Below are 22,297 nucleotides of genomic sequence, written 5' to 3' on the forward strand. Positions count from 1 at the left end.
CTAGGTCAAGCTACGAGGCCGCCGCCGGGTGCACAGTCCCGGCGGCGCCCGATCCTGATCTTGCGCAATCTCAAGGAGCCCAACGATGCTTCGTATTGCCCTCACTGTTTTGCTACTTAGTGTTGCATTTCCCGCCGCGGTCTCGGCGCAGACCGCTGCCCCGGCAACGGTCGATCTCTCCGGCCCACCGAAAATCAACGGCGGCCCGCTGGCCACCGGGACCAATACTCTGACTGAAAAACAGGTGCAGCGAAGGCTGATGCGCGCCGGGCTCTCCAATGCCAGCGATCTGGTGCTGGACGACAGCGGCATCTGGCGCGGTAAAGCCGAGCGCTCCGGCATCAATCTGCGAGTCGGCGTCGATCGGCTCGGCGACATTTCGACCCAATGACCTGCTCATCACCCTCCCTGGACCAGATCGGCCAGGCGCCGCGGCCGCTGTTGTTGGAGCGAGCCGCGTCGCGGGTGGTCGAACCGCTGGTCGATCCGTTCGGCCGCGCGGTGTCTTATCTGCGGGTGTCGCTGACCGACCGCTGCAATCTGCGCTGCCATTACTGCATGGCAGAGGACATGACCTTCCTGCCGAAGGCGGAAGTGCTGACGCTGGAAGAGATCGACCGGCTCTGTGCGAGTTTCATCGCGCTCGGTACCCGCAAGCTGCGGTTGACCGGCGGCGAACCGCTGGTGCGCTCCGGGGTGATGGATCTGGTCCGCGCGCTCGGTCGGCATTTGCAATCCGGCGCGCTCGATGAACTGACGCTGACCACCAACGGCACGCTGCTGGTCCGCTACGCCAAGGAGCTGGTGGCCGCTGGCGTGCGGCGCGTCAACGTCTCGCTGGATACGTTGGACCCCGACAAGTTCCGGGCGGTGACGCGGTTCGGCCAACTGGCCAAGGTGCTGGACGGCATTCAGGCCGGCTCCGACGCCGGGCTCGAGATCAAGATCAACGCGGTGGCGATGAAGGGCATCAATGACGGTGAGTTTCACCGCCTGGTGAGCTGGTGCGGCGAGCGCGGCTATGATCTCACCTTCATCGAGATCATGCCGCTCGGCGGCATCGAGCGCAGCGATCAGTATGTTCCGATGAGCGAGGTCCGCGCTGCACTGGAAGAACGCTGGACGCTGCAGCCGAGCTCGCATCGCTCCGGCGGCCCTGCGCGCTACATGACCGTGAAGGAAACCGGACAACGCATCGGCTTCATCACGCCGCTCACCCACAGCTTCTGCGAAAGCTGCAATCGCGTTCGCTTGACCTGCACCGGACAGCTTTGCATGTGTCTCGGCCAGGACGACGCGATCGATCTGCGGGCGCCGCTACGCCGGAGCAGCGACGACGGCCAACTGATCGACGCGATCCGCGCCGCGATCCTCCTGAAACCCAAGGGGCACGATTTCTCGATCGCGCGGCCCGGCGCGGTCAGTCGCTTCATCAACGTGACCGGCGGCTGAACGCCGCTGCGCTTGGGTTACGCCAGACCACGCCCGGCGCCGGCCAGTGCCTGTCCGTAAAGGATCAGGCACGGCCCCTGCGGTTTCTCGACGGCGAGCTGCGCGGCGATCTCGCTCAGCGTGCCGGCGAGTACATGCGTGTTCGGCGTGCCGAGGCTTTCCACCACCACCGTCGGCGTCTCGCCCGACAGCCCCTTTGCGATCAGCTTCTCCGCCAGCGCCGGGAAGGTCGCCTTGCCCATGAACACGCAGGTGGTGGCGCCGGGATCGGCCAATGCTGCGATGTCGAGGTCGATCGGCAGCGTGCCACCGACATCATGGCCGGTGACCATCTGCACCCGGCGCGCCACCAAGCGCTTGGTCAGCGAGGTGCCGAGAAACGCCGCCGCCGCCGTCGCGGTGGTGATGCCGGGCACGATCTCGATCGGCACGCCGGCGTCGCGCGCGGCGCAAATCTCCTCGTCGGCGCGGGCGAAGATCGCCGGATCGCCAGCCTTGACCCGCACCACGCGCTTGCCGAGCTTGGCATAGCTGATCATCAGCCGGTTCAATTCATCCTGCTTCGGTGAAGGATGCCCGGCGCGCTTGCCGACCGCGATCAATTCGGCATCCTCGCGCGCGAACGACAACAGCGCGTCGCCGGCGAGGTCGTCGTACAGGATCACGTCGGCGGCGCGCAGCCGTTCCACCGCGCGCAGCGTCAACAGGTCGATGTCGCCGGGGCCGGCGCCGACCAGCGCGATGCTGCCGATCGCAGCGCCATCGGAACGGGAAGCGGATGTCATGACGTCTCCTCGGCCACATCGACGATGTGGAAAAAACTACCGGTCGCATGGCCGCGCCGGCTGCCGGTCTCGGCGGTCGGCACGCCCGCCGCGTCGCGGATAGCGGCGAGCGGTGGGTCGGGCTGCGCGATCACCCGCGCATAATGAAACTCGTGGCCGCGGAGCACGCTGTGCGCCGCATGGCCCGGGATCGGCGCCAGCAGCGTCGCGCTGCGATAGCCGAGATGCAGCTTGCGCTGCGCGAAATCGGTTTCCAGGCCAAGCAACCCCAGCATCGCGTGACGCTGGCCCGCGGCGTCGATCATTCCGGCGCCCAGCGTCATGTAGCCGCCGCACTCGCCGTGCACCGGCTTGTTCTGCGCGAAGTCGCGCAGGCCATCGGCAAAGCGCGAAGCCGCGGCGAGTCGGCCTGCGTGCAGTTCCGGATAGCCGCCCGGCAACCAGGCGACGTCGCACGACGGATCGGGCGCCTGATCGGCGAGCGGCGAGAACGGCACGATCTCGGCGCCGGCGCAACGCCAGCCCGCCAGCAGATGCGGATAGACAAAGGAGAATGCGGCGTCTTGCGCCAACGCGATGCGTTGCCCGGGCGGCGAGGTGCGCGATGCAACGGATGCAGACCCGCGCATCGTGGGACGCGCCGCCGCTTCGAGCGCTGCGAGATCGACGTCGCGCGCGACCAGATCGGCGAGCGCCTCGAGCCGTGCGGAGAGTGCTGCATCTTCCTGCGCCTGCACCAGTCCGAGATGGCGTTCCGGCATGGTCAGCGAGGTGTCGCGCTTCACCGCGCCGAACACCGTGATGTTGTGCCTGGCAAAGCCGTCGCGCACCAAAGCGGCGTGGCGTTCGCTCGCCACCTTGTTGAGGATGACGCCTGCGATCGTCACGTCGGCGCGATATTGCGCAAAGCCGAGCGCCACCGCGGCGGCGGATTGCGCCTGTCCGGAGACGTCGAGCACCAGCACCACCGGCCAGCCGGTCGCCGCCGCGATGTCGGCGCTGCAGCCGTTGCCCCAGGCGCCAGGCGTGGCGACGCCGTCGAACAATCCCATCACGCCTTCGGCGAGACACAGATCGGCGTCGGCCGCGTGATCGAGCAGCGCCTCGAACTGACCGCGGCCGAGCGCCCAGGAATCCAGATTGAACGAGGCGCGTCCGGCCGCGACGCTGTGGAATGCCGGATCGATGTAATCCGGGCCGCATTTGTAGGGTTGCACCACGCGGCCGCGCCGCCGCAGCGCTGCGAGCAGCGCCAGCGTCAGCGTGGTCTTGCCGCTGCGCGTCGCCGGCGCGGCAATCAGCAGGCCAGGGGGATTACTCACGGATCAGTCCGGTCTGCGAATTGGGACGAAACCTGCGATCGTAATCCGTCGAATACAGCGCGCTCTCGGCGAAATCGGTGGTGGCGAGCGCCGGCCCGACCAGGATCAGCGCGGTGCGCTCGATCGCGGCGCTGCGTACTTTATCGGCGATGCTCGACAGCGTGCCGCGTAACACGATCTGTTCCGGCCAAGTCGCGCGTACCACCACCGCAATGGCGCCGTCCGCGCCGTAATGCGGCCGCAGCGTCGCTACCACCTCGTCGAGCACGTGGATCGACAGATGGATCGCCAGCGTCGCACCAGTGGCCGCATAGGCCGCGAGATTTTCCCGCGACGGCATCGCCGAGGCCCGCCCCGAGGTGCGGGTCAACACCACGGTCTGCGCCACGCCGGGCAGCGTCAGCTCGCGTCCGAGCACGGCGGCGGCGGCAGCGAACGCCGGCACGCCCGGCGTCACCGTGTAGGGAATGCCGAGCGCCTCAAGGCGACGGATCTGTTCGCCCATCGCGCTCCAGATCGACAGGTCGCCGGAATGCAGCCGCGCCACGTCGAGGCCCGCGTCATGCGCGGCGACGAATTCTGCGACGATGGCGTCGAGGTCGAGCGGCGCGGTGTCGATCACCCGCGCGCCGGGCGGACACAGTGCCACGATCTCGCGCGGCACCAGCGAGCCGGCGAACAGGCACACCTTGCAGCGCGCGACCAGGTTTTGTCCGCGCACCGTGATCAGGTCCGGCGCGCCGGGGCCGGCGCCGATGAAATGCACCGTCATGTTGGTTCCTTGCTAATTGCGGCGGCGGCGGTGGCGCTGCGATCGGCCGAGACGATGCGGCTCACCACGAGGCGGGCGCCGTCGCCGGCTGCTGCCAGCGCGGCAGCCTCGCAGACGCTGCCGACGCCGCGATGTTTTGCGCTTGCTGCCGAGCGCGTTGTGATGTCTGCGTCTGCATCCCACATCGCTTCGGCGGCGATCGGTTCGATCGGCAAGCCCGCGGCGAGGGCAGCATTCACTAGTCCTGCATGGACGGATTTGTCGTCCGGCACCGCAATGGTGTCGGCGGCGCCGCCGGCCTGCGCGCGTGCCGCTTCCAACACCTCGCCGATCGACGCCGCGGGGGCTTCGTTGCGAAACCCGAGCCCGATCACCAGCCGGCTCATTTCACCGCGCTCCATTGCACCACCGGCATCGCCGCGCGCCAGCCGGTCATGCCGCCGACGGCGCCGGCGCGTTCCACCGCAAGCCGCAGCAAGCTGCCGCCGTGCCGCGCCTGCTGCGCGATCAGCTCGGCCTCGGTTTCCAGCGTCACCGCGTTGACCACCAGCCGTCCGCCGCGGGGCAGCGCCTGCCATACCGCGTCGAGCACGCCGTCGCGGCTGGCGCCGCCGCCGACAAACACCGCGTCGGGCGTCGGCAAATCCTGCAACGCCTCGGGCGCCGAGCCGAGCCGCAGATCGAAATGCGGCACGCCGAGCGAAGCCGCGTTGGCTCGCGCATTGGCGAGGCGATCCTCGCGCGGCTCGATGCCGATCGCGCGATTAGTTGGGTGGGCCAGCAGCCATTCGATGCCGATCGATCCCGAGCCCGCGCCGATGTCCCACAGCAATTCGCCGCCGCGCGGCGCCAGCGTCGACAGCGTTATCGCGCGAATTTCCCTTTTAGTCAGTTGGCCGTCGTGCTGGAACAAGTCGTCGGGCAGGCCGGCGATGCGCGGCATGATGATCGCGCCGGGGGTGGCGATCGCTTCGATCGCAACGGCGACGGGCGACTGGATATCATCGAGCGCAAAGTCGTCGGCGGTGGTTGCGCGAACCCGCTCGCGCGCACCGCCGAGCGCTTCCAGCACGGTCAGCCGCGACGGACCGAATCCCAAGCCGGTCAGATAGGCCGCGATCTTGGCCGGCGCGGCACCGTCGCGCGCCAGCACGATCAAACGTGCGGCGTTATGCAAATGCGGCCGCAGCAAGTCGAGCGGCCGGGCGTGCAGGCCGAGCGTGGTGGTCTCTTCGAGCCGCCAGCGCAGCCGCGCCGCGGCGAAGGCGAAGCTCGATGGCGCCGGCAGCGCAAGTGTCTCGGCGGCCGGCACGCTGTCCGCGATCACCGAGCCCGCGCCGTACCAGAATGGATCGCCGGAGCACAGCGCGACCACGCGCTTGCCGCGCTGCGCCAACAGCTTCGGCAATGAGGCCGCGAAGGGAATTTCCCACGCCTGCGTGGGCTTCGCCAACGCCGCCACCAGCGCCAGATGCCGCGGGCCGCCGACGATCAACTCGGCCTTTGCGAGCAGCGCGCGCGCCGCCGTCGACAGCCCGTCGAGCCCGTCCTCGCCAATTCCGACAATGGACAGCCAGGGCGCCGCCGTGTCATCGCTTGCGGTCATGAACGCCTCCACGACCAAACTCCGCGTGCTGATCCTCGGCGGCACCGCCGACGCCAACCGGCTGGCCCAGGCATTGGCCAGCGCGCAGGGCATCGACGCAGTGCTGTCCTATGCCGGGCGCACCGACCATCCGACGCCGCCGCCGATTGCCTGGCGCGTCGGCGGCTTCGGCGGCGTCGACGGATTGGTCGACTACCTGCGCGCGGAAGACATCGCGCGGGTGGTCGATGCCACGCATCCGTTCGCGGCGCAAATGAGCGCGCATGCGGTGGCCGCTTGCGCGCAGGCCGGCGTTCCGTTGCTGGCGCTTGAGCGTAAGCCGTGGCAGCGGCAAAGCGGCGATCGCTGGATCGAGGTCGACGATCTGCAGGCCGCAGCGGTTGCCTTGGGCAAGGCCCCGCGCCGGGTGTTTCTCGGCATCGGCCGCATGCATCTGAAGATTTTCGCGGACTATCCGCAGCACGACTATCTGGTGCGGCTGGTCGATCCGCCGCGCGTGCCGCTGCCCTTGCCGGATGCGCAAGTGATCGTGGCGCGCGGGCCGTTCGATCGGGCCTCCGACCGCGCCATGCTGAGCGACTTCCATGCCGATTGCGTCGTCGCCAAGAACGCCGGCGGCGACGCCGCCTCCGCCAAGATCGAGGCGGCGCGAGATCTGGCGCTGCCGGTGGTGATGGTGCGGCGGCCGTTTGTTCCGGCGCGGCACAGCGTCGAAACCGTTGATGATGTGCTGCGCTGGCTCGGTCACGTCGCCGCTCCGACCGACCGCGGCGTATAGACGAACGGCTTGCCGTTGGCGCGCGCGATCAATTTAGTTTGCGTCGATCCGATCATCACCAGCGTACGCATGTCGGCGCGCTCCGCTATCGCCTCCGCGAGCGGCACGGTGTCGATCGCTTCGCGGGCGTCGCTGATCGCGCTGGCGAAGATCACCGGCACCTGGCCCGGCAATTCCTCGCGTAGCAGATCCAGCGCGCGGCCGAGCTGCCAGGGCCGCGCTTTCGACAACGGATTATACAGCGCGATGACGAAACCGGCCTGAGCTGCCAGCCGCAGCCGGCGCTCGACCAGATCCCACGGCTTCAGATTGTCCGACAGATTGATGGCGCAGAAATCATGGCCGAGCGGCGCGCCGATCCTTGCCGCCGCGGCGAACATCGCGCTGATGCCGGGCAGCACTTGGATGTCGAGTTCGCGCCAAGACGGATCGCCGGCATCGACTGCCTCGAACACCGCCGCCGCCATCGCGAACACCCCGGGATCGCCCGACGACACCACGACCACGCGGCGGCCCTGCGCGGCGAGCCGCAGCGCGTGGCTGGCGCGGTCGAGCTCTTCGCGGTTGTCGGAGCCGTGGCGCGTGAGGCCGTCGCGCTCGGTGACGCGCGCGACATAAGGTGCGTAGCCGATCAGATCGGTGGCCTCGTTCAGCGCCGCGGTGACTTCCGGGGTGATCAGTTGCGCGGCACCCGGGCCGAGGCCGGCGATGATCAGCGATCCGCTCATGGCCGCCGCCCCTGGCCGTGGATCAGGATCATCGAGAAGTAGGGCGCCTCGTCGTCAGTCTTCTCAGCAAGTCGCATCACTTTCTGCGCCGCCATGGTGCCGCGCTCGACATAGACCGCCCGCTCGATCAGCCCCGCGGCCTGGAGCGCACGGCGCACTTTCGGCAGATTGCGGCCGAGCTTCATCACCACCAGCGCGTCGATCGTCTGGAAGCGGTCGCGCAGGCTCGCTTCATCGAGCGTCGCCGGCACCACCGACAAAACGTCGTCGCCGAAGGTGATCGGTTGGCCGCTGGCGGTCCAGCAGCCGGACATCCCGGAAATGCCCGGCACCACCACGACGTTGGCCTTGCCTTTGAGCCGGCTGTGCAGATGCATGAACGAGCCGTAGAGGAACGGATCGCCCTCGCACAGCACCGCGACGTCGCGCCCCTCGGCGACGTGAATTAGCAGTCGTTGCACGCAGTCGTCGTAGAACTCGCGCAGGCTATCGTTATAGGCCGGGTCGTCGATCGCGATCTCGGTCGTCACCGGATATTCCATCGCGACTTCGATCGCGCCGGGGGCCAGCAGGCCTTCGACCAGCGTGCGGGCGTTGCCGGCGCGGCCGGGCTTGCGGAAATGCGCGATCACGGAAGCCTGGCCGATCAGCCGCGCGGCCTTGACGCTCATCAGATCGGGATCACCGGGGCCGAGCCCGACGCCGTAGATGGTCGCTGCGCTACTCATTCGATTTCACTCGCCAGCGCATTGACCGCGGCCGCCGCCATCGCGCTGCCGCCGCGCCGGCCGCGCACGATCAGGCTCGGCGCCACGCCGCTGTCGATCAGCGCTTGCTTGGATTCCGCGGCGCCGACGAAACCGACCGGGATGCCGATGATCGCCGCCGGCGGCGCTAAGCCCGGCTCCTGCAACATCTCCAGCAGGCGAAACAGCGCCGTCGGCGCGTTGCCGATCACCACGACGGAGCCTTTGAGCCTGTCGCGCCACAGCTCCATCGCCGCGGCGCTGCGGGTGGTGCCGAGTTCGGCGGCGAGCGCCGGCACGCCCGGATCGGAAAGCGTGCAGATCACCTCGTTATCGGCCGGCAGCCGCGCCCGGGTGATGCCGTTGGCGACCATCTGGGCGTCGCAGAAGATCGGGGCGCCGTCGCGCAGCGCCGCGCGCGCCGCGTTGCTGAAACCCGCGCTGAACACGATGTCGTCGGCGACCTCGACCATGCCGCTGGCGTGGATGATCCGCACCGCGACCTTCTCATCAGCTGGATCGAAGCGCGCGAGCTTGGCTTCGGCGCGGATGATCGCGAAGGATCGCGCGTAGATCGCGGCGCCGTCCTTTTCGTAAGCGTAGCTCATGAGGCAGCCTTGATCTCTGGGGAGGTCGCGATGATCTCGATCGCCGAGTTGCGCCGCGTCGTCCAATAGCCGGCGTCGAGCAGTTGCTGGAAGCGGCGGCGCATGGCCGCGGCGGCCTCGGGATTGGCCTGCTCGATGAAATCGCGCACCGCGTCGCAGCCCAGCGTCGCGTCGTAGTACAAGTCAAAGTGCGCGCTGGTAGCGGCGCCGGCGAGATGCGCGAACAGCGCCATCTGGTCCAGCGTCGAAGCGATTTCCGCCGCGCCGCGAAAACCATGGCGCATCTGGCCTTCGATCCAGCGCGGATTGGCGGCGCGGCCGCGCACCACGCGGGCGATTTCTTCGTTCAGCGTGCGCATCTTCGGCGCATCCAGCCTTGCGGAGTCGGCGTGATACATCGTCGGCGCAGCGCCGCCGAGCTTGCGCGCCGCCGCAGCAAAGCCGGCCTCGTGCGCGGCGTAGTCGGGTGCGGCGAGCAGGTCGGTCTCCGGCAGATCCTGGGTGTGCACGAAGGCCTCGACGGCGCGCGTGCGGCGTTCCAGTTCTGGACGCGCCGCGGCGCCGTCCTGCGTGCCGCCATAGGCAAAGCCGCTCGCCGCGAGCCAGGCCTCGCCGGCATCGTCAAGGCTCTGCGGCGCCAGATCGGTCACCGTTTCGACCACGCCGGCGCCGTAGCCGCCCGGCGCCGGGCCGAACACCCGCGGGCCTTCGCTGCGGCGGTAGGGATTGTCCTCGTCGGGCTCGTCACGTAGTGCCAGCGCTGCGACCGCCTGTTCGAACAACAGCGGCAGGTTCTGGAACACGTCGCGGAACAGCCCCGAGATCCGCAGCGTGACGTCGATGCGCGGGCGCCCCAGCAGCGGCAGCGGAATGATGTCGAAGCCGATGACGCGGGTCGAGGTCTGGTCCCATTCCGGCACCACGCCGATCAGCCGCAGCGCCATCGCGAATTCCTCGCCGGCGGTGCGCATCGTCGCCGAGCCCCAGAGGTCGAGCATGACGTTGCGCGGGTAGTCGCCGTGGTCCTGCAGATGCCGGGTCAGCAAGGCTTCGGCGAGCCGCTCGCCCTGGTCGGCGGCGATGCGGCTCGGCACCGCGCGCGGATCGACGGTGAACAGATTGCGCCCGGTCGGCAGCACGTCGCGGCGGCCGCGCCACGGCGAGCCGGACGGGCCCGGCGCGATACGGCGGCCATCCAGCGCGGCCAGCAGTGCCGCGCGTTCGCCGGCGGCGCAATGCGCGAACGGCATCGCTAACTGATCGCCGCCCTGCGGCGCGCGGCCGAAGATGTGCAGCCCGTCGGCGACCAGCGTGGTCTTGACGTCGCAGACGAACGAATCGAGCCGCACCACCGCTTCGCGCGGCGACATATCGGCGGTCAAGCCGCTGTCGCGATCGAGCCCGGTTTGCCGCGCGCTATCGATGATGCTGGAGGCCAGCCGCTCGCGGCGGCGCGGATCGAGGCCTTCGGCGAGCGAATATTCGTCAAGCAGCCGCTCGATCGCGTGCAGCCCCGGCGGCAGTTTGCCGGCGCTGATCGGCGGCGTCATATGGCCGATGGTGACGGCGCCGAGCCGGCGCTTTGCAGCCGCCGCTTCGCCCGGATCGTTGACGATGAACGGATAGATCAGCGGCGTGGCGCCGAGCAGCGCGTCGGACCAGCAGGCCCGCGACAGCGCCACCGATTTGCCGGGCAGCCATTCCAGCGTGCCATGCGCGCCGATGTGAATCAGCGCGTCGGATTCGGCGGCGTGGCGCAGCCACAGATAGAACGCGACGTAAGCATGGCGCGGTGCGCGGCGCGGATCGTGATACTCGGCGGCGCGATCCAGCCTCTGGCCGCGGTCGGGCTGCACCGCCACCAGCGCGTGGCCGCAACGCGCCAATCTGAAAACGAATGCGCCGTCGACGATGGCAGGATCGGATTCCGCAGGACCCCATTGCGCGTCGAGGTCGGCAATGAGCGCCGGATCGAGTCCGGCCAGCGCATCGCGATAATCCTGCAGCGGCCAGCGCACCGTCTCGGTCTTCAGCCGCGCGATCAGCTTGGCAGAGTCCTCCGGCTCATCCTCGATGGCAAACCCCTGCTGGCGCAACAGCCGCAGCAGCTCGACCGCGCTCGCCAAGGCGTCGAGGCCGACGGCGTGGGCGATCTGGTCGTCGCGGCCGGGATATGACGACAGCACCAGCGAAAGCCGCTTGTTGTCGTCGGCGCTGCGTCGCAGGTTGATCCAGCCGCAGGCCCGCGCCACGATGGCTTTGATGCGTTCGTCGTCGCCGCAATGCACGATGCGGGCGTAGCCGAGTTCGGGATCGGGCGCCTCGGCTTCCTTGAACGAGGCGACGCCGGCGAACACCCGGCCGTCGATTTCCGGCAGCACCACATGGATCGCCAGATCCGGCGGCGACAATCCGCGATCCGACTCGGCCCACACCGCGCGCGTCGAGCCGGCGAGCGCGACCTGCAGCACCGGGGCATCGACCACGTCGAACGGCGCGCCGTGCTCGCCGCGCGCCGAGAAGGCGGTGGCGTTGACGATCACGTCGGGCGCGAGCCGCGCGATCGAGGCGCGCAGCCAGGCATCGCTCTCCGGATCCTTCAGGCTCCCGGCAAACAGCCCGATGGCGCGGACGCCGCGTCGCGAGAACTCGCCGATCAGCCGGTCGACCGGATCGGTGTCGGCGGCGGCGAGAAACGCGCGATAGAACACCACCAGCGCCACCGGCGCGCCATCCGCTGCGCTATCGAGCACGTCGTCGCCGACCGGGCCGATACCCGGCGCGTAGCAGCCGTGCCGCGGCAGCGCCGCGCTATCGCATAGCGGCGGAGCGGGCAGGCCGGAGGCCAGCGCCAATTGCGCCAGCGCTGCCCGCGCCGCATCCGGGCCGCCCTTGTCGCACAGCGCGGCGAGCCGGCGCAGCGTCGAGGGCGGGAGGTTAGAGGCTGCGTCGAGCCGCGGATCGGGCCGGCCGTCGCCCGGAATGATCGCCAGCGCGATGCCTTTGGCCGCGGCGAGCGCCGAGACCTGCTCGATGCCGTAGCGCCAGTAATCGATGCCGCCGAGCAGCCGGATCAAAATCCCGCGCGCGCCGCAAAGCGTCTTCTCGATATAGAGATCGACCGATAGCGGATGGATCAGCCGGCGCAGATTGGCCAGCCGCAGGCTCGGCAGCGTGCCGCGCGAGCCGCGCCACGCCGCCGCGAAACCGCCGAGGTCGCTGTCGGAGAACGATAGCACCACGAGGTCGGCCGGCGTCTGGCCGAGATCTTCGGCGGTCGCGGTCTCCTCGAGTCCATGGCGTTCCCGCAGCAGGATATGCATCGCATCACCCGGCCAGCACGGCGGTGATGGCGTCGCGGTCGATGCCGCGCTCGCCGATCACCACGAGGTGCGAGGTCCGCGGTTCGTCGGCGCGCCACGGACGGTCGAATTGCGCCCGCACCCGGGAGCCGACGCCCTGCACCAGCAACCGCATCGGCTTGCCGGATATGGCGACGTAGCCCTTGGCGCGCAGCACGCCGTGCTCGCGGGCGATGGTCTCCACCCCGGCGATGACGGCCTCTGCGCTGGCATGGCTCGGCAGCGTGATCACCAGGGTTTCGAAATCGTCGTGATCATGGGCGTCGTGGCTGTCGTGGTGGGTCGGCCGCTGGTCCAGATCGTCTTCCGCAGCGGCGCCGATGCCGAGCACGATGCGCGGATCGACCCGACCTTCGATCACGTCCACGATCGGAATGTTGCGCGGCGATTCCGCCTGCACCGCTTCGCGCGCCGCGGCGAGCCGCGCCGCATCGACCAGGTCGGCCTTGTTGAGGATCACGATGTCGGCGCAGGCGATCTGATCCTCGAACACTTCGCCGAGCGGGGTGTCGTGATCGACGCTGGTATCTTCCTGTCGCTGCCGCGCGATCGCCGCAAGATCGTGGGCGAAGCGGCCGTCGGCGACGGCTTCAGCGTCGGTGACGGCGATCACGCCGTCGACGGTGATGCGCGAGCGCAGGTCGGGCCATTCGAACGCCTTCAACAGCGGCTTCGGCAGCGCCAGGCCGGAGGTTTCGATCAGGATGTGATCGGGCGGATTGGGACGCGCCAGCAGCGCGGTGATCGTCGGCACGAAATCGTCGGCCACGGTGCAGCACAGGCAGCCGTTGGTCAGTTCGACGATGGCGTCTTCCGGGCAATTGGCGTCGGCGCAGCCCTTCAAGATCTCGCCGTCGACGCCGATGTCGCCGAATTCGTTGACCAGGATGGCGAGGCGGCGGCCCTGCGGATTCTGCATCAGGTGCCGCACCAGCGTGGTCTTGCCGGAGCCTAAGAAGCCGGTGATGATGGTAACGGGAATCTTTTCGATCGACATCGGGTGCTCCTAGGCCGGCCGCGGCACGGGCGGAATTCGCGCGATCACGCCCTTGCGGAAGATCGTCGGCCGCTCGCGCCACGGCACCAGGCCGTCGGCGGTGGCGGCGTATTGGGCGGCACCGGCCAGCAGATCGTCGACCGCGGCCTCGGTGAGATCGCCATAGACGTAGCTCCAGCGCCCGGCGCCGCACAGCGCCGCGCTGCAGCCGCGATTGCAGTTCGACAGGCACTCGGCGGCGGCGATGTGCACCTCGGGCGGCTGATCCTGACGCTGCTGCGCTTCGAGCAGCGCCTGGTACAGCCGGGCACCGGCGCGCGGGTGAGAGTCGCGGTCCTCGCCGGCCAGGCAATTGACGCAGACGTGCAGCGTCACCATCGGATCGACGGAGTCACGGCTTGGTCGCTGGCCGGGCGCGTGTTCGGCGGCATGGTCCATAGGCAAGGCCCGTCGCTGGATGGGCTGCCGCGCAAAGCGTGGCACCCAGACATGCGGCGAGCGGACCTGCACTCCGTTCGACCAACGTCTTCACTCCGGAATTCCCCGCCCGGAATGGCGAAATCGCAGGCGACGGCAGGTTTCCTGGCTCGCGGGTCATGGCCGGCACCACCTTCCCAGGTCGAGACCCAGTGGTTTTCGGTGCAGGCTGTCCGCTCACAGTTGCGGGGGCAGCTCCGGCTTCACCGGCCTAAGGGACCATCCCTTAACCCGGCGCCCGGTATTCCCTCTTCGCCCTGTCCGAGGACAGGGCACCGTCGGCTATGGACTGCATCAGACGGAAACGCCGCGAAGTCAATCCTTGACGTGCGCCGGCCGACGGCAGGACCGGGACCGCCGGCGGCGGCCGGGCGGCGTCATTCGCCGCCATCCCGGCGCCGGCGCGGCGCCATACGGTCGATCGCGGCGCGCAGCAAGGCCAACGATCGGTATAGCCCGTGCACCGCCTTGCTGACCGGCAGCACCGCAAAGCAGCCGATCACCAGGCCGAGATGCAGGCTCAGCGTAAGCCCCATCGCCGCGGTGTCGCGCAGCGCCAGCACGGCGAGGCCGCTCGCCGCCAGCACAGCCAGCAGCAGCAGAAACACCACATTGAGCCGGACCTCGGCAGCGGCGGACGGGGCGCGGTCGGCGCGGCGTTCCAATCGTAAGAGACCGCCGATGCCGATCAGCATCATCACGCCGCCGATGCCGCCGGCCAACACCGGCAGGCTGCTCAGCGGGTAGGGGGCCGCGATCGCAAAGACGTGGTGATAGAGTGCCGCGATCAGCGTCGAGGCCACGCTGGCCGCAAAACCCGCCACCATGATGTGGTGCGACCAACGGCGCTGCTGCGAGAAGTGTTCGTTCACGTCGTTGCAGCCGGGACCGCCGCCGCCGAGATTGCGCAGCGTGACGATGTCGCGCAGCGCCGGATATATTGCGCGCATGATTGTCTTCGCGGAGGCGCGCGGCGCAATCGCCCGCCAATAGGTGGCGGCGCTGATGCCGATGGCGACCATCGCCCACAGCAGCGCGGCGGCCGCGGCGCCGGCCATGATCGGCCACGGCACCACGCGGTAGAAGGCGCCTTCGCCGCGGTGCGCGGCAAACAACACCTCGGCCGGCACCAACAGCCACGTCGCCAGCACCGTCAGCGCGGTGAGGCCGCCGACGATGCCGGCGACCACGGTGGCGTTATAAGCAAAGCCGGTGCGCAGCCAGCGCGGCCAGGCGTAGTCGGCATAGGAGCGCTGCCGCAACTCGGCGAGTGCGTTCGGCAGGTTCACCGCGAACGGATGCGGCGGCGCGTATTGGCAGGCATACCAGCAGCCGCGGCAGTTGTGGCAAAGGTTGGCGAGATAGTCCAAGTCGTTCGGCGCAAAATCGTGTTTGCCGGCGATCGCCGGAAACACCGCGCACAGTCCGTCGCAATACATGCAGGCGGTGCAGATCCGCAGCACGCGGTCGGCTTCGGCGGTGAGTTCATCGGCCATGGCGCGCAGCCTCCTCGCCTGCGAGGCGCCCGAACACCGCCGACAACGTGACGCCGAGCCCGGCCAGATAGCCGCGGCCGAGCACATTCGCCGCCATGATCATGCCGGCGGCAAAGATATTGTCGAGCCGGTCGCCGTCTTTGGTCTGCACCCGCATCCGCTCGTCCACCGCGACGCCGAAATGCGTGAAGGTCAGCCCCGGCCGCATCGGGTAGGCGGCGAACGGCGGCTCCGTGAGCGGCTTTGCGCCGTGGCTTTTCGGCGGCACCAAAGCCTCGGTGGCGCCGGTGCTGCGGACGGCGGCGTTGAATGCACCGAGCGTCGCGCTCAGCGCCGCCGCATCGAGTTCGAGTTTGCCGGCAAGCTCGTTGAGGCTGTCCGCCTCGATTGGCGGCAGTGCGGTCGGCAATGCCCGGGCCCGGCCGGCGGCGTCCATGATCAGATAGGCGATTTGCCCGTCGCATTGCGCGATCCGCGCCCCCCAGCGGGCGTAATGCGTCTTGCGGGCGTCTTCGCCTTCGTCATGGAATCGCTGCGCGTTGCGATCGACCACGATGCCGTAGGGGATCGCGGTGATTCGGGTGACGATGCCGCCGTCGACCGCGGGCCCACGGGCATCGACCGCGACGATGTGGGCTTGCGCCGGATCGCCGACCGGCTTGGCGCCGGCCTCGAGCAGCAGGCGCAGCACGCGTCCGGTGACATAGGGCGTGCCGCGGATCACCAACCCGTCGGCGACGTCGCCAAAACTCTCGCGCAACCAGGCGCGGTCGGCCTGATGGCCGCCGCAAGCTAGCACCACGCTCTTTGCGGCGACCGTTTCGGCAATGCCGGCGCGCGCGATCACCGCCTTGCTGCAATGTTCATCGTCGAGATGCAGCGCCACCACCTCGCTGTCATAGCCGATCTCGACGCCGACCGCGGCCGCGGTGGCATAGAGCGCGTTGACCATCGCCTTGCCGCCGCCGAGAAAGAACGCGGTGCGCTTGGAATGCGGCATCACCCCGCTGCGCGGATCCTGCAGCGCGACGCCGTTCTCTTGCAGCCAGGGCGCGATGCTCGCCGAGCCGCGAATCAACAGCCGCGCCAAAACCTCGTCGGTGGCCCCCGCGGTGACGCGGCGAAGATCGCCGAGGAACGCCGCCTCGCCGTAGCTGTCCGGCACGTACCAATGCGCTTCGTCATGCATCAGGCGAAAGTTGCGCGCGTGGCGGCTGTTGCCGCCGCGCAAGCTCGAAGGCGCCTGCTCGACCAGCCGCACCTTTGCGCCGAGGCGTCGCGCCGCGATCGCCGCGCACAGCGCCGCGCTGCCGCCGCCGACCACCAAGACATCGATCGTCGTCGCGGGGGATGCGCCGGTCATGATCGCACTTTATCGATCATGTCAGCACCGCGGTCCAAGGGCACTCGGGGGACGATCGCCGCACTCATAGGAACGCCGGCCTCGCCTTGTCAACCGTGCAGCGGCGCGCCGTGCTTGCGTGCGGCGAGCGGTCATGCTTTTTTGCCGGCGTCTTCGGTGCCTCGCAACGGTCCTGCAATCCACATTGAGACGGCACCATGGTGAATGACAATCCGGCCTCTAAATCAGCGCAACTCGGCGAATGGTTGGTCGATCTGCGCGTCGCGATGGCGCTGTTGACGCGGGTGCCGATGCCGCATCCGGAAGGCGCGGTGCCGCCGGATATCGCGCGCGCGCAACGCGTGTTCCCGATCGTCGGTGCGCTGATCGGCGGCGTGGTCGGGCTGATCGACGTGGCGTTGATGGGCATGGGCGTTCCGGCGCTCGCCGCAGCCGCGTTGGCGCTTGGCGCCAGCGCCGCGTTGACCGGCGCGCTGCACGAGGACGGGCTCGCCGACGTCGGCGACGGCTTCGGCGGCGGGCGCGACCGCGCAGCCAAACTGCTGATCATGCGCGACAGCCGACTCGGCACCTATGGCACGCTGGTGCTGCTGGTGGGATTCGCGACGCGGCTGTCGGCGCTGGCAAGTCTGCCCGCGGCGATGGCGATTCCGGCGCTGATCGTCGCCCACGCGCTCGGCCGCGCGGCGATTCCGGTGTTGGCGGCGAACATGCCGTTCGCCCGCGCCGACGGCTTGGGCAAGACCGCGGGCCGCCCGGCCGCGGCAGGCGCGCTCACCGCCGTGGTGCTCGCAGTGATAGTGGCGCTGCTGTGTCTGCCGCTGAAGGCCGCGATTCTGGCGCTGCTGCTGACTGCGGCCGGTGCTGCCGCGGTCGCCCTCCTGGCATGGCGGCAGATCGGCGGCGTCACCGGCGACGTGTTCGGCGCCGCCGAGCAGGTCGCCGAAACCGCGGTGCTGGTGATGCTCGCCGCGCGATTCGGGTGAGGGCGGGATGACAGAGACGCGGCTGTGGCTGGTGCGGCACGCGCCGGTGGCGGGACCCCGGGGCGTCATTCACGATGCCGATGCGCCCGCCGACATCGGCGATGCCGCAGCGTTCGCCGCGCTGCGCGCGAGACTGCCGGCGGACGCCGCCTGCTTTGCCAGCTCCAGCCGCCGCACGATGGAGACTGCGGCGGCGCTGGCGCTGCAGCCGATCGCCGAGCCAAAATTTCGCGAGCAGCATTTCGGCGCCTGGACCGGCCGCCGGCACGAGGAGCTCGCCCGTGAACTCGGCGACGCTTACACCGCGTTCTGGCGGGCGCCGGCCGACAACCGGCCGCCCGGCGGCGAAAGCTTCGCCGATCAGATTCTTCGCGTGCGCGACGGTTTCGATCGTTTGCCCGCCGGCGACGTGGTGCTGGTGGTGCATTCCGGCACGGTGCGCGCCGCCTTGGCGATTGCGCTCGAGATCGCGCCGGAGCCAGCGCTGCGCTTCGTGATCGATCCGTTGTCGCTGACCAGGATCGATCGGCTCGATGCCGGCTGGCGCGTGGTCTACGTCAATCGATGAGCGGTGTGGGGGACGGATGCGTACAATTCTGGTGATCGGCATCGGCGCCGGCGATCCCGACTATCTGACGCTGCAGGCGATCAAGGCGCTGAATCGCGTCGACGTGTTCTTCGTGCCCGACAAGGGCGCCGAGAAGGCGGCGCTGAAACACCTGCGCACCACGATCTGCGAGCGCTTCGTCGAGCGCCAGGAGCTTCGCATGGTGGCGATCGAGGTGCCGCAGCGGGCATCGTCGGGCTGCTATCAGCACAATGTCGATCATTGGCACGCCGAGCTCGCCGATCGGTACGGCCATCAATTCGAGCAGCATCTCGCCGAAGGCGAAGTCGGCGGATTGTTGGTGTGGGGCGATCCGGCGCTGTACGACAGCACGCTGCGGATCATCGAACGGCTGCGCGCCAAGGGGCTGGCGCTCGACTACGAGGTGATCCCCGGCATCAGCAGCGTGCAGGTGCTGGCGGCCAAGCATCGCATCACGCTGAACCAGATCGGCGAGCCGGTGCTGCTGACCACCGGGCGCAAGCTTGCCAAAGGCTTTCCCAGCGACGCCGGCAGCGTCGTGGTGATGCTGGACGGCACCCAGACGTTTGCCCAACTCAGCGATCCTCACCTGGAGATCTTCTGGGGCGCCTATCTCGGCACGCCGGACGAGATTTTGATCGCGGGTCACCTCGCCGCGGTGAAGGACGAGATCGTAACGGTTCGCCAAGAGGCCCGCGAACGCCACGGCTGGATCATGGATATCTACCTGCTGCGACGGTGCGATCCGAGGTGATACGTGCGGCGACGAATGCCGCTTGGTCGAATGCCTGTGAGCGCGAGCCGTTCGGAACCAAATCGCCCACCTGACGTTCGCCGTCCGACATCACGTCCGGGCGACGACACAGGAATCGATTGCCATGAGCCGCGTCACCTACCCGCCATTGAACGTGCCGAAGCCGGTCGCCGATAGCCTTTGGATCGTCGACAGCGGGCCGATGCGGCCGATGGGCCTCTCCATCCCGGTCCGCATGACCATCGTCCGCCTGGCCAATGGCGACGTCTGGCTGCATTCGCCGACGCCATGGTCTTCCGAACTCGCGCGCGCGATCCAGCAGATCGGGCCGATCCGCCATCTGGTGGCGCCGAACATCGCGCATTGGACGTTTGTGAAGGAGTGGCAGGACCGCTTCCCGGCGGCGGTCACCTGGGCGGCGCCGGGGCTGCGGCGGCGCGGTGCGGTGAAGACGTCGGGTCTGCGCATCGACCATGATCTTGGCGCACAGCCGCCCGCGGACTGGAGCGAGGATCTCGATCAGCGATTGCTGACCGGCGGCTTTGGGCTCACGGAAGTGGTGTTTCTGCACAAGCCGAGCAACACGCTGATCGCGGTCGATCTGGTGCAGAACTTCGAAGCAGAGAAAATATCGCCGGCGCTGCGGCCGCTGGCCCGGCTCGGTGGCGTGGTGGCGCCGGACGGCGAGGCGCCGCCGCATTATCGCTTTGCGGTGAATCGCAAACGCAGCGAAGCCCAGCGGATCGCCCGCGAACTGGTGGATCAGTTCCGTCCCGAACGGGTGATCTTCGAGCACGGGCAATGGTTCGAGCGCGACGGAACCGAACAATTGCGCACCTCGCTACGCTGGTTGTTGACCTGACGCATGGTGCCGCGACGGCCCAGCGGCCACGCTTGGAACATGTCCACGCTGCGCGCGTTCGTCCGCCATGGCAGAAGATGATATCGACAGCAAGCGAACCGGCAATGAGCCCGCGCCTTTGCTCCTGGTCGCGATCGCGGTGGTGCCGTTGCTCGCGGTCGCGGGCTGGGCTTTCGGTCTGTTCGGGTAGTCCAGTTCGTCGCGTGGCCTGTAAGCGCGCTTCCGATCGCCGTCACCGCGGCGTGATCAGTTGCCGCAGCCGCAGCGCGTCGCTCGGCGCAGCACTCTTCTGGTCGTTATCGAAGTACACATAGGCGTCGTAGCCCCGCCGTTTCCACGCGCCGATCCGTGCCGACCATTGCTGCAGGGTTGCGGCCGGATAGCGGCCCTTGTAGCGGCCGCCCGGTCCGTGACCTCTCACATAGACAAAATCCGCCGTGCGCTTCCAAGGCGCCGGTGCGTCGTGGTGATCGGACAGACACAGCGCCACATTGGCCTCGCGCAACAACCGCAGCACGGCGGGCGTGTACCAGCTCGGATGCCGGAACTCGAAGCTGTAGCGGCGCCGCTTCGACAGCATGCGCAGGAAGTCGGCCAACCGATCCGGATCTGCGGCAAATTGCGGCGGCAGTTGAAACAGGATCGGCCCGGCCTTGGCGCCGAGCAGCGCCAGCCGATCCTCCATCAGCTCCAGACTGTTCGCCGAAGCCGCCGACAGCCGCTTCCAATGCGTGATGAACTTCGAGGCCTTCCAGGCGAATACGAAGTCGTTGCCGGTCAGGTTGTGCCAAGCCTGCACCGCCTCGCGGGTCGGCGTGCGATAGAACACGCCGTTGAGTTCGGCGGTCGAGAACTGGCTGGCGTAATACTGCAGCTGGTGGGCGATCGGCAGTCGCTCGGGAAAGAACGGGCCGCGCCAGGACGCGTAGTGCCACCCCGAGGTGCCGATCAAAATCCGCGCCATCCTCTCCATCGTCTCCCGGCATTCACGTTTACACACAAGTGCCGCAACGGAGCGCTTGTTCCGAGGCGCTTCGCAAGCCGCCTGCAGGAACGGGCCGCGCATGAGCTGGTTGTGGGGTTAACCAAGGGAGCTTGCCATGATCCAAGATCGTCGAGTTGCCGTCGTCACCGGGGCCTCCACCGGCATCGGATATGAGCTTGCGAAGTGCTGTGGCAAAGCAGGATACGACCTGCTGATCGCCGCGGACGAAAGCGTTACGCAACATGTTTGCGGACAACGTCAACCCATCGGCCGCAGGCGAGCGTTGAACGTCAGGGAACAAGTCGGCGCGCTCCGGGTTCCTCAGCACGGCAACTGGCATTGGAGCATCGATGGCGATCGACGATTTTAAGGGCACCACTCCGGTCTTCCTCCCGGAGGACTTCTTCAACGGCCGTCTGGAAGGCTGGGGCGTGATCGAAAGCCTGATCGGCGGCCTGCAAAAGCGCGCCACGATCATTGCCGAAGGACGATGGGACGATCTGCAGCAGGCGGTGCATTTCACCGAAACCTATCGCTTCGACGATGGTCACGAGGACACCTTGCGCTGGACCATCCGCAAGCTGGGTGTCGGCAAGTATTCCGGTTCGGAGACGCGGCTCGACGGCGAGGCCCAGGGCGAGCAGCAAGGCTGCGCGTTCAATTGGCGCTACACGCGCGAGACGCCGCAAAACGACGGCAGCACCACCAAGCTGAATTTCGACGACTGGTTCTATCGGATCGACGATCGCGCCTGCATCGTCCGCGGCAGCGCCGGGCGGGCTGGCGTTCCGTTCGGGACGGCGCACGTCACCTATCGGAAGCTGTAGAGCCGATACCGATCGACGCTCTGCTCAATTATCTCGCGCGGCCGGTCCGCGTACTTCAGCCGCTGGGAGGCGGCGACCCGGCCGGCGAACTGTTCGAACTCTGGCGACCGTGCGCGACGCCGATTGCGGGGAACGCTTAGCGCAATGCCACGTTGGTGAACGAATCTTTCTCAACAAGGACAGCACATGGCACAGGACGCACGTGAGATCTTCGTCGTCGGGCTGCGGAATGCCCACGCAATGGAAATCCAGGCCCGCGAAATGATGGAACGCCAGTCGGAACGGCTCGGCGACTATCCGGAGGTGAAAGCGCGGGTGACGCAGCATCTGCGCGAAACCGAAGGTCAGATCAAGCGGCTCGACGAGTGTCTCGCCGCCTGCGGCGAAACGTCCTCCAGCTTGAAGGACGCGGCGCAGTCGTTCATGGGCAACATGGCGGCGATGGCGCACACCGTGATGCCCGACGAAATCCTGAAAAACACCTTCGCCAATAACGCCTTCGAGCACTTCGAGATCGCCGCTTACAAATCGCTGCTGTCGCTTGCCGATCTCACCGGCATGAGTTCGGCCAAGCCGTTGCTCGAAGCCTCGCTGAAGGAAGAGCAGTCGATGGCGGCCTGGATCGATCAAAATATCGACAGCGTGACCCGCTCCTACGTGCGGGTGGCGCAGGCCGCCTGACCCGTCGTCGATAGTCGATGAGCGAGGGAGGAGGCGCGGCTTTGCTGCGCCTCTTTGCGCAACGCCCGATCTGCAAACATTAGGCCCGCGCCGTGCCACGCCAGCATGGCGCGGACGGCGT

At 68.2% G+C, this 22,297-nt stretch carries 25 protein-coding genes and 1 riboswitch; of the genes, 11 read left to right on the top strand and 14 right to left on the bottom strand.

The annotated features are described in order from the left end of the window. Positions 1–85: 85 nt before the first annotated feature. Both RPC_RS09415 and moaA read left to right on the top strand, forming a co-directional pair. Positions 86–391 (top strand): hypothetical protein, encoded by a 306-nt coding sequence (locus RPC_RS09415; protein WP_011472339.1) that lies wholly within the window; start codon positions 86–88, stop codon positions 389–391. Then, positions 388–1,452 carry a GTP 3',8-cyclase MoaA gene (gene moaA, locus RPC_RS09420; RefSeq protein ID WP_011472340.1) on the top strand — a complete coding sequence of 355 codons (1,065 nt, stop codon included), beginning with the start codon at positions 388–390 and terminating at the stop codon, positions 1,450–1,452. The genes RPC_RS09415 and moaA overlap by 4 nt, the downstream gene beginning before the upstream one ends. 17 nt (positions 1,453–1,469) lie before the next feature. Here moaA and cobA read toward each other — a convergent pair whose 3' ends face one another. Genes cobA through RPC_RS09445 form a run of 5 tightly spaced genes read right to left on the bottom strand, consistent with a single transcriptional unit; the run spans position 1,470 to position 5,937 of the window. Next, positions 1,470–2,237, bottom strand: coding sequence for a uroporphyrinogen-III C-methyltransferase (gene cobA, locus RPC_RS09425; protein WP_011472341.1), 768 nt, complete (start codon positions 2,235–2,237; stop codon positions 1,470–1,472). Next, complete coding sequence (locus tag RPC_RS09430; RefSeq protein WP_011472342.1) at positions 2,234–3,559, bottom strand: cobyrinate a,c-diamide synthase; 1,326 nt, start codon at positions 3,557–3,559, stop codon at positions 2,234–2,236. The genes cobA and RPC_RS09430 overlap by 4 nt, the downstream gene beginning before the upstream one ends. Beyond that, entirely contained in the window at positions 3,552–4,331 is a 780-nt protein-coding gene (gene cobM / locus RPC_RS09435) for a precorrin-4 C(11)-methyltransferase (RefSeq protein WP_011472343.1), read from the bottom strand. Before cobM ends, RPC_RS09430 begins: the two co-directional genes overlap by 8 nt. Continuing rightward, the gene (locus RPC_RS09440; RefSeq protein ID WP_011472344.1) at positions 4,328–4,717 is read right to left on the bottom strand and encodes a cobalamin biosynthesis protein; all 390 of its coding nucleotides are present in this window, start codon (positions 4,715–4,717) and stop codon (positions 4,328–4,330) included. Before RPC_RS09440 ends, cobM begins: the two co-directional genes overlap by 4 nt. After that, a complete protein-coding gene (locus tag RPC_RS09445; RefSeq protein ID WP_049766080.1) occupies positions 4,714–5,937 on the bottom strand; it encodes a bifunctional cobalt-precorrin-7 (C(5))-methyltransferase/cobalt-precorrin-6B (C(15))-methyltransferase in 1,224 nt (407 codons plus the stop codon). The genes RPC_RS09440 and RPC_RS09445 overlap by 4 nt, the downstream gene beginning before the upstream one ends. Between RPC_RS09445 and RPC_RS09450 the strand changes: the two genes are divergently transcribed. Further along, on the top strand, positions 5,936–6,715 hold the full coding sequence (locus tag RPC_RS09450) for a cobalt-precorrin-6A reductase (RefSeq protein WP_011472346.1): 780 nt from the start codon (positions 5,936–5,938) through the stop codon (positions 6,713–6,715). The two genes, RPC_RS09445 and RPC_RS09450, sit on opposite strands and share 2 nt — an antisense overlap. Here RPC_RS09450 and cobJ read toward each other — a convergent pair. From cobJ to tcuA, 8 genes are all read right to left on the bottom strand, one after another. Next, a complete protein-coding gene (cobJ, locus tag RPC_RS09455) occupies positions 6,682–7,443 on the bottom strand; it encodes a precorrin-3B C(17)-methyltransferase (RefSeq protein WP_011472347.1) in 762 nt (253 codons plus the stop codon). The two genes, RPC_RS09450 and cobJ, sit on opposite strands and share 34 nt — an antisense overlap. Continuing rightward, entirely contained in the window at positions 7,440–8,171 is a 732-nt protein-coding gene (locus RPC_RS09460) for a precorrin-2 C(20)-methyltransferase (protein ID WP_011472348.1), read from the bottom strand. Before RPC_RS09460 ends, cobJ begins: the two co-directional genes overlap by 4 nt. Beyond that, a complete protein-coding gene (locus tag RPC_RS09465; RefSeq protein WP_011472349.1) occupies positions 8,168–8,797 on the bottom strand; it encodes a precorrin-8X methylmutase in 630 nt (209 codons plus the stop codon). Before RPC_RS09465 ends, RPC_RS09460 begins: the two co-directional genes overlap by 4 nt. Continuing rightward, entirely contained in the window at positions 8,794–12,120 is a 3,327-nt protein-coding gene (cobN, locus tag RPC_RS09470; RefSeq protein WP_011472350.1) for a cobaltochelatase subunit CobN, read from the bottom strand. The genes RPC_RS09465 and cobN overlap by 4 nt, the downstream gene beginning before the upstream one ends. A 4-nt stretch (positions 12,121–12,124) precedes the next feature. Continuing rightward, on the bottom strand, positions 12,125–13,156 hold the full coding sequence (gene cobW, locus RPC_RS09475; protein WP_011472351.1) for a cobalamin biosynthesis protein CobW: 1,032 nt from the start codon (positions 13,154–13,156) through the stop codon (positions 12,125–12,127). A 9-nt stretch (positions 13,157–13,165) separates the two neighbouring features. After that, entirely contained in the window at positions 13,166–13,594 is a 429-nt protein-coding gene (locus RPC_RS09480) for a DUF1636 family protein (RefSeq protein ID WP_011472352.1), read from the bottom strand. Between the two features lie 116 nt (positions 13,595–13,710). Beyond that, positions 13,711–13,928, bottom strand: a riboswitch (cobalamin riboswitch). An 82-nt stretch (positions 13,929–14,010) separates the two neighbouring features. Then, positions 14,011–15,129, bottom strand: coding sequence for a tricarballylate utilization 4Fe-4S protein TcuB (gene tcuB, locus RPC_RS09485; RefSeq protein ID WP_011472353.1), 1,119 nt, complete (start codon positions 15,127–15,129; stop codon positions 14,011–14,013). Beyond that, positions 15,119–16,492, bottom strand: a complete 1,374-nt coding sequence (tcuA, locus tag RPC_RS09490) for an FAD-dependent tricarballylate dehydrogenase TcuA (protein ID WP_011472354.1) — start codon at positions 16,490–16,492, stop codon at positions 15,119–15,121. Before tcuA ends, tcuB begins: the two co-directional genes overlap by 11 nt. A gap of 197 nt (positions 16,493–16,689) precedes the next feature. Between tcuA and cobS the strand changes: the two genes are divergently transcribed. From cobS to RPC_RS26765, 5 genes are all read left to right on the top strand, one after another. Further along, positions 16,690–17,478 (top strand): adenosylcobinamide-GDP ribazoletransferase, encoded by a 789-nt coding sequence (gene cobS, locus RPC_RS09495; RefSeq protein WP_011472355.1) that lies wholly within the window; start codon positions 16,690–16,692, stop codon positions 17,476–17,478. Between the two features lie 7 nt (positions 17,479–17,485). Continuing rightward, positions 17,486–18,046, top strand: a complete 561-nt coding sequence (locus RPC_RS09500) for a histidine phosphatase family protein (RefSeq protein WP_011472356.1) — start codon at positions 17,486–17,488, stop codon at positions 18,044–18,046. A 16-nt stretch (positions 18,047–18,062) separates the two neighbouring features. Continuing rightward, positions 18,063–18,821: a precorrin-6A synthase (deacetylating) gene (gene cobF / locus RPC_RS09505; RefSeq protein WP_011472357.1), complete on the top strand. Its 759-nt coding sequence runs from the start codon at positions 18,063–18,065 to the stop codon at positions 18,819–18,821. 124 nt (positions 18,822–18,945) lie between these two features. After that, complete coding sequence (locus tag RPC_RS09510; RefSeq protein WP_011472358.1) at positions 18,946–19,683, top strand: DUF4336 domain-containing protein; 738 nt, start codon at positions 18,946–18,948, stop codon at positions 19,681–19,683. A 67-nt stretch (positions 19,684–19,750) separates the two neighbouring features. After that, positions 19,751–19,873, top strand: a complete 123-nt coding sequence (locus tag RPC_RS26765) for a hypothetical protein (RefSeq protein ID WP_415914816.1) — start codon at positions 19,751–19,753, stop codon at positions 19,871–19,873. Positions 19,874–19,915: 42 nt separating this feature from the next. On the opposite strand, the gene RPC_RS09515 is transcribed toward RPC_RS26765, so the two are convergent. Next, complete coding sequence (locus RPC_RS09515) at positions 19,916–20,647, bottom strand: DUF72 domain-containing protein (protein WP_011472359.1); 732 nt, start codon at positions 20,645–20,647, stop codon at positions 19,916–19,918. Positions 20,648–20,783: 136 nt separating this feature from the next. Between RPC_RS09515 and RPC_RS26770 the strand changes: the two genes are divergently transcribed. The 3 genes from RPC_RS26770 to RPC_RS09525 all read left to right on the top strand — a co-directional run bounded on the left by RPC_RS26770 (position 20,784) and on the right by RPC_RS09525 (position 22,176). Beyond that, positions 20,784–21,038, top strand: coding sequence for a hypothetical protein (locus tag RPC_RS26770; protein ID WP_080507326.1), 255 nt, complete (start codon positions 20,784–20,786; stop codon positions 21,036–21,038). Next, positions 21,019–21,495: a DUF3833 family protein gene (locus RPC_RS09520; protein WP_011472360.1), complete on the top strand. Its 477-nt coding sequence runs from the start codon at positions 21,019–21,021 to the stop codon at positions 21,493–21,495. Before RPC_RS26770 ends, RPC_RS09520 begins: the two co-directional genes overlap by 20 nt. A gap of 186 nt (positions 21,496–21,681) precedes the next feature. Beyond that, on the top strand, positions 21,682–22,176 hold the full coding sequence (locus RPC_RS09525) for a ferritin-like domain-containing protein (protein ID WP_011472361.1): 495 nt from the start codon (positions 21,682–21,684) through the stop codon (positions 22,174–22,176). Positions 22,177–22,297: the final 121 nt, after the last annotated feature.

This window comes from Rhodopseudomonas palustris BisB18 (assembly GCF_000013745.1).
Taxonomy (GTDB): domain Bacteria; phylum Pseudomonadota; class Alphaproteobacteria; order Rhizobiales; family Xanthobacteraceae; genus Rhodopseudomonas_A; species Rhodopseudomonas_A palustris_F.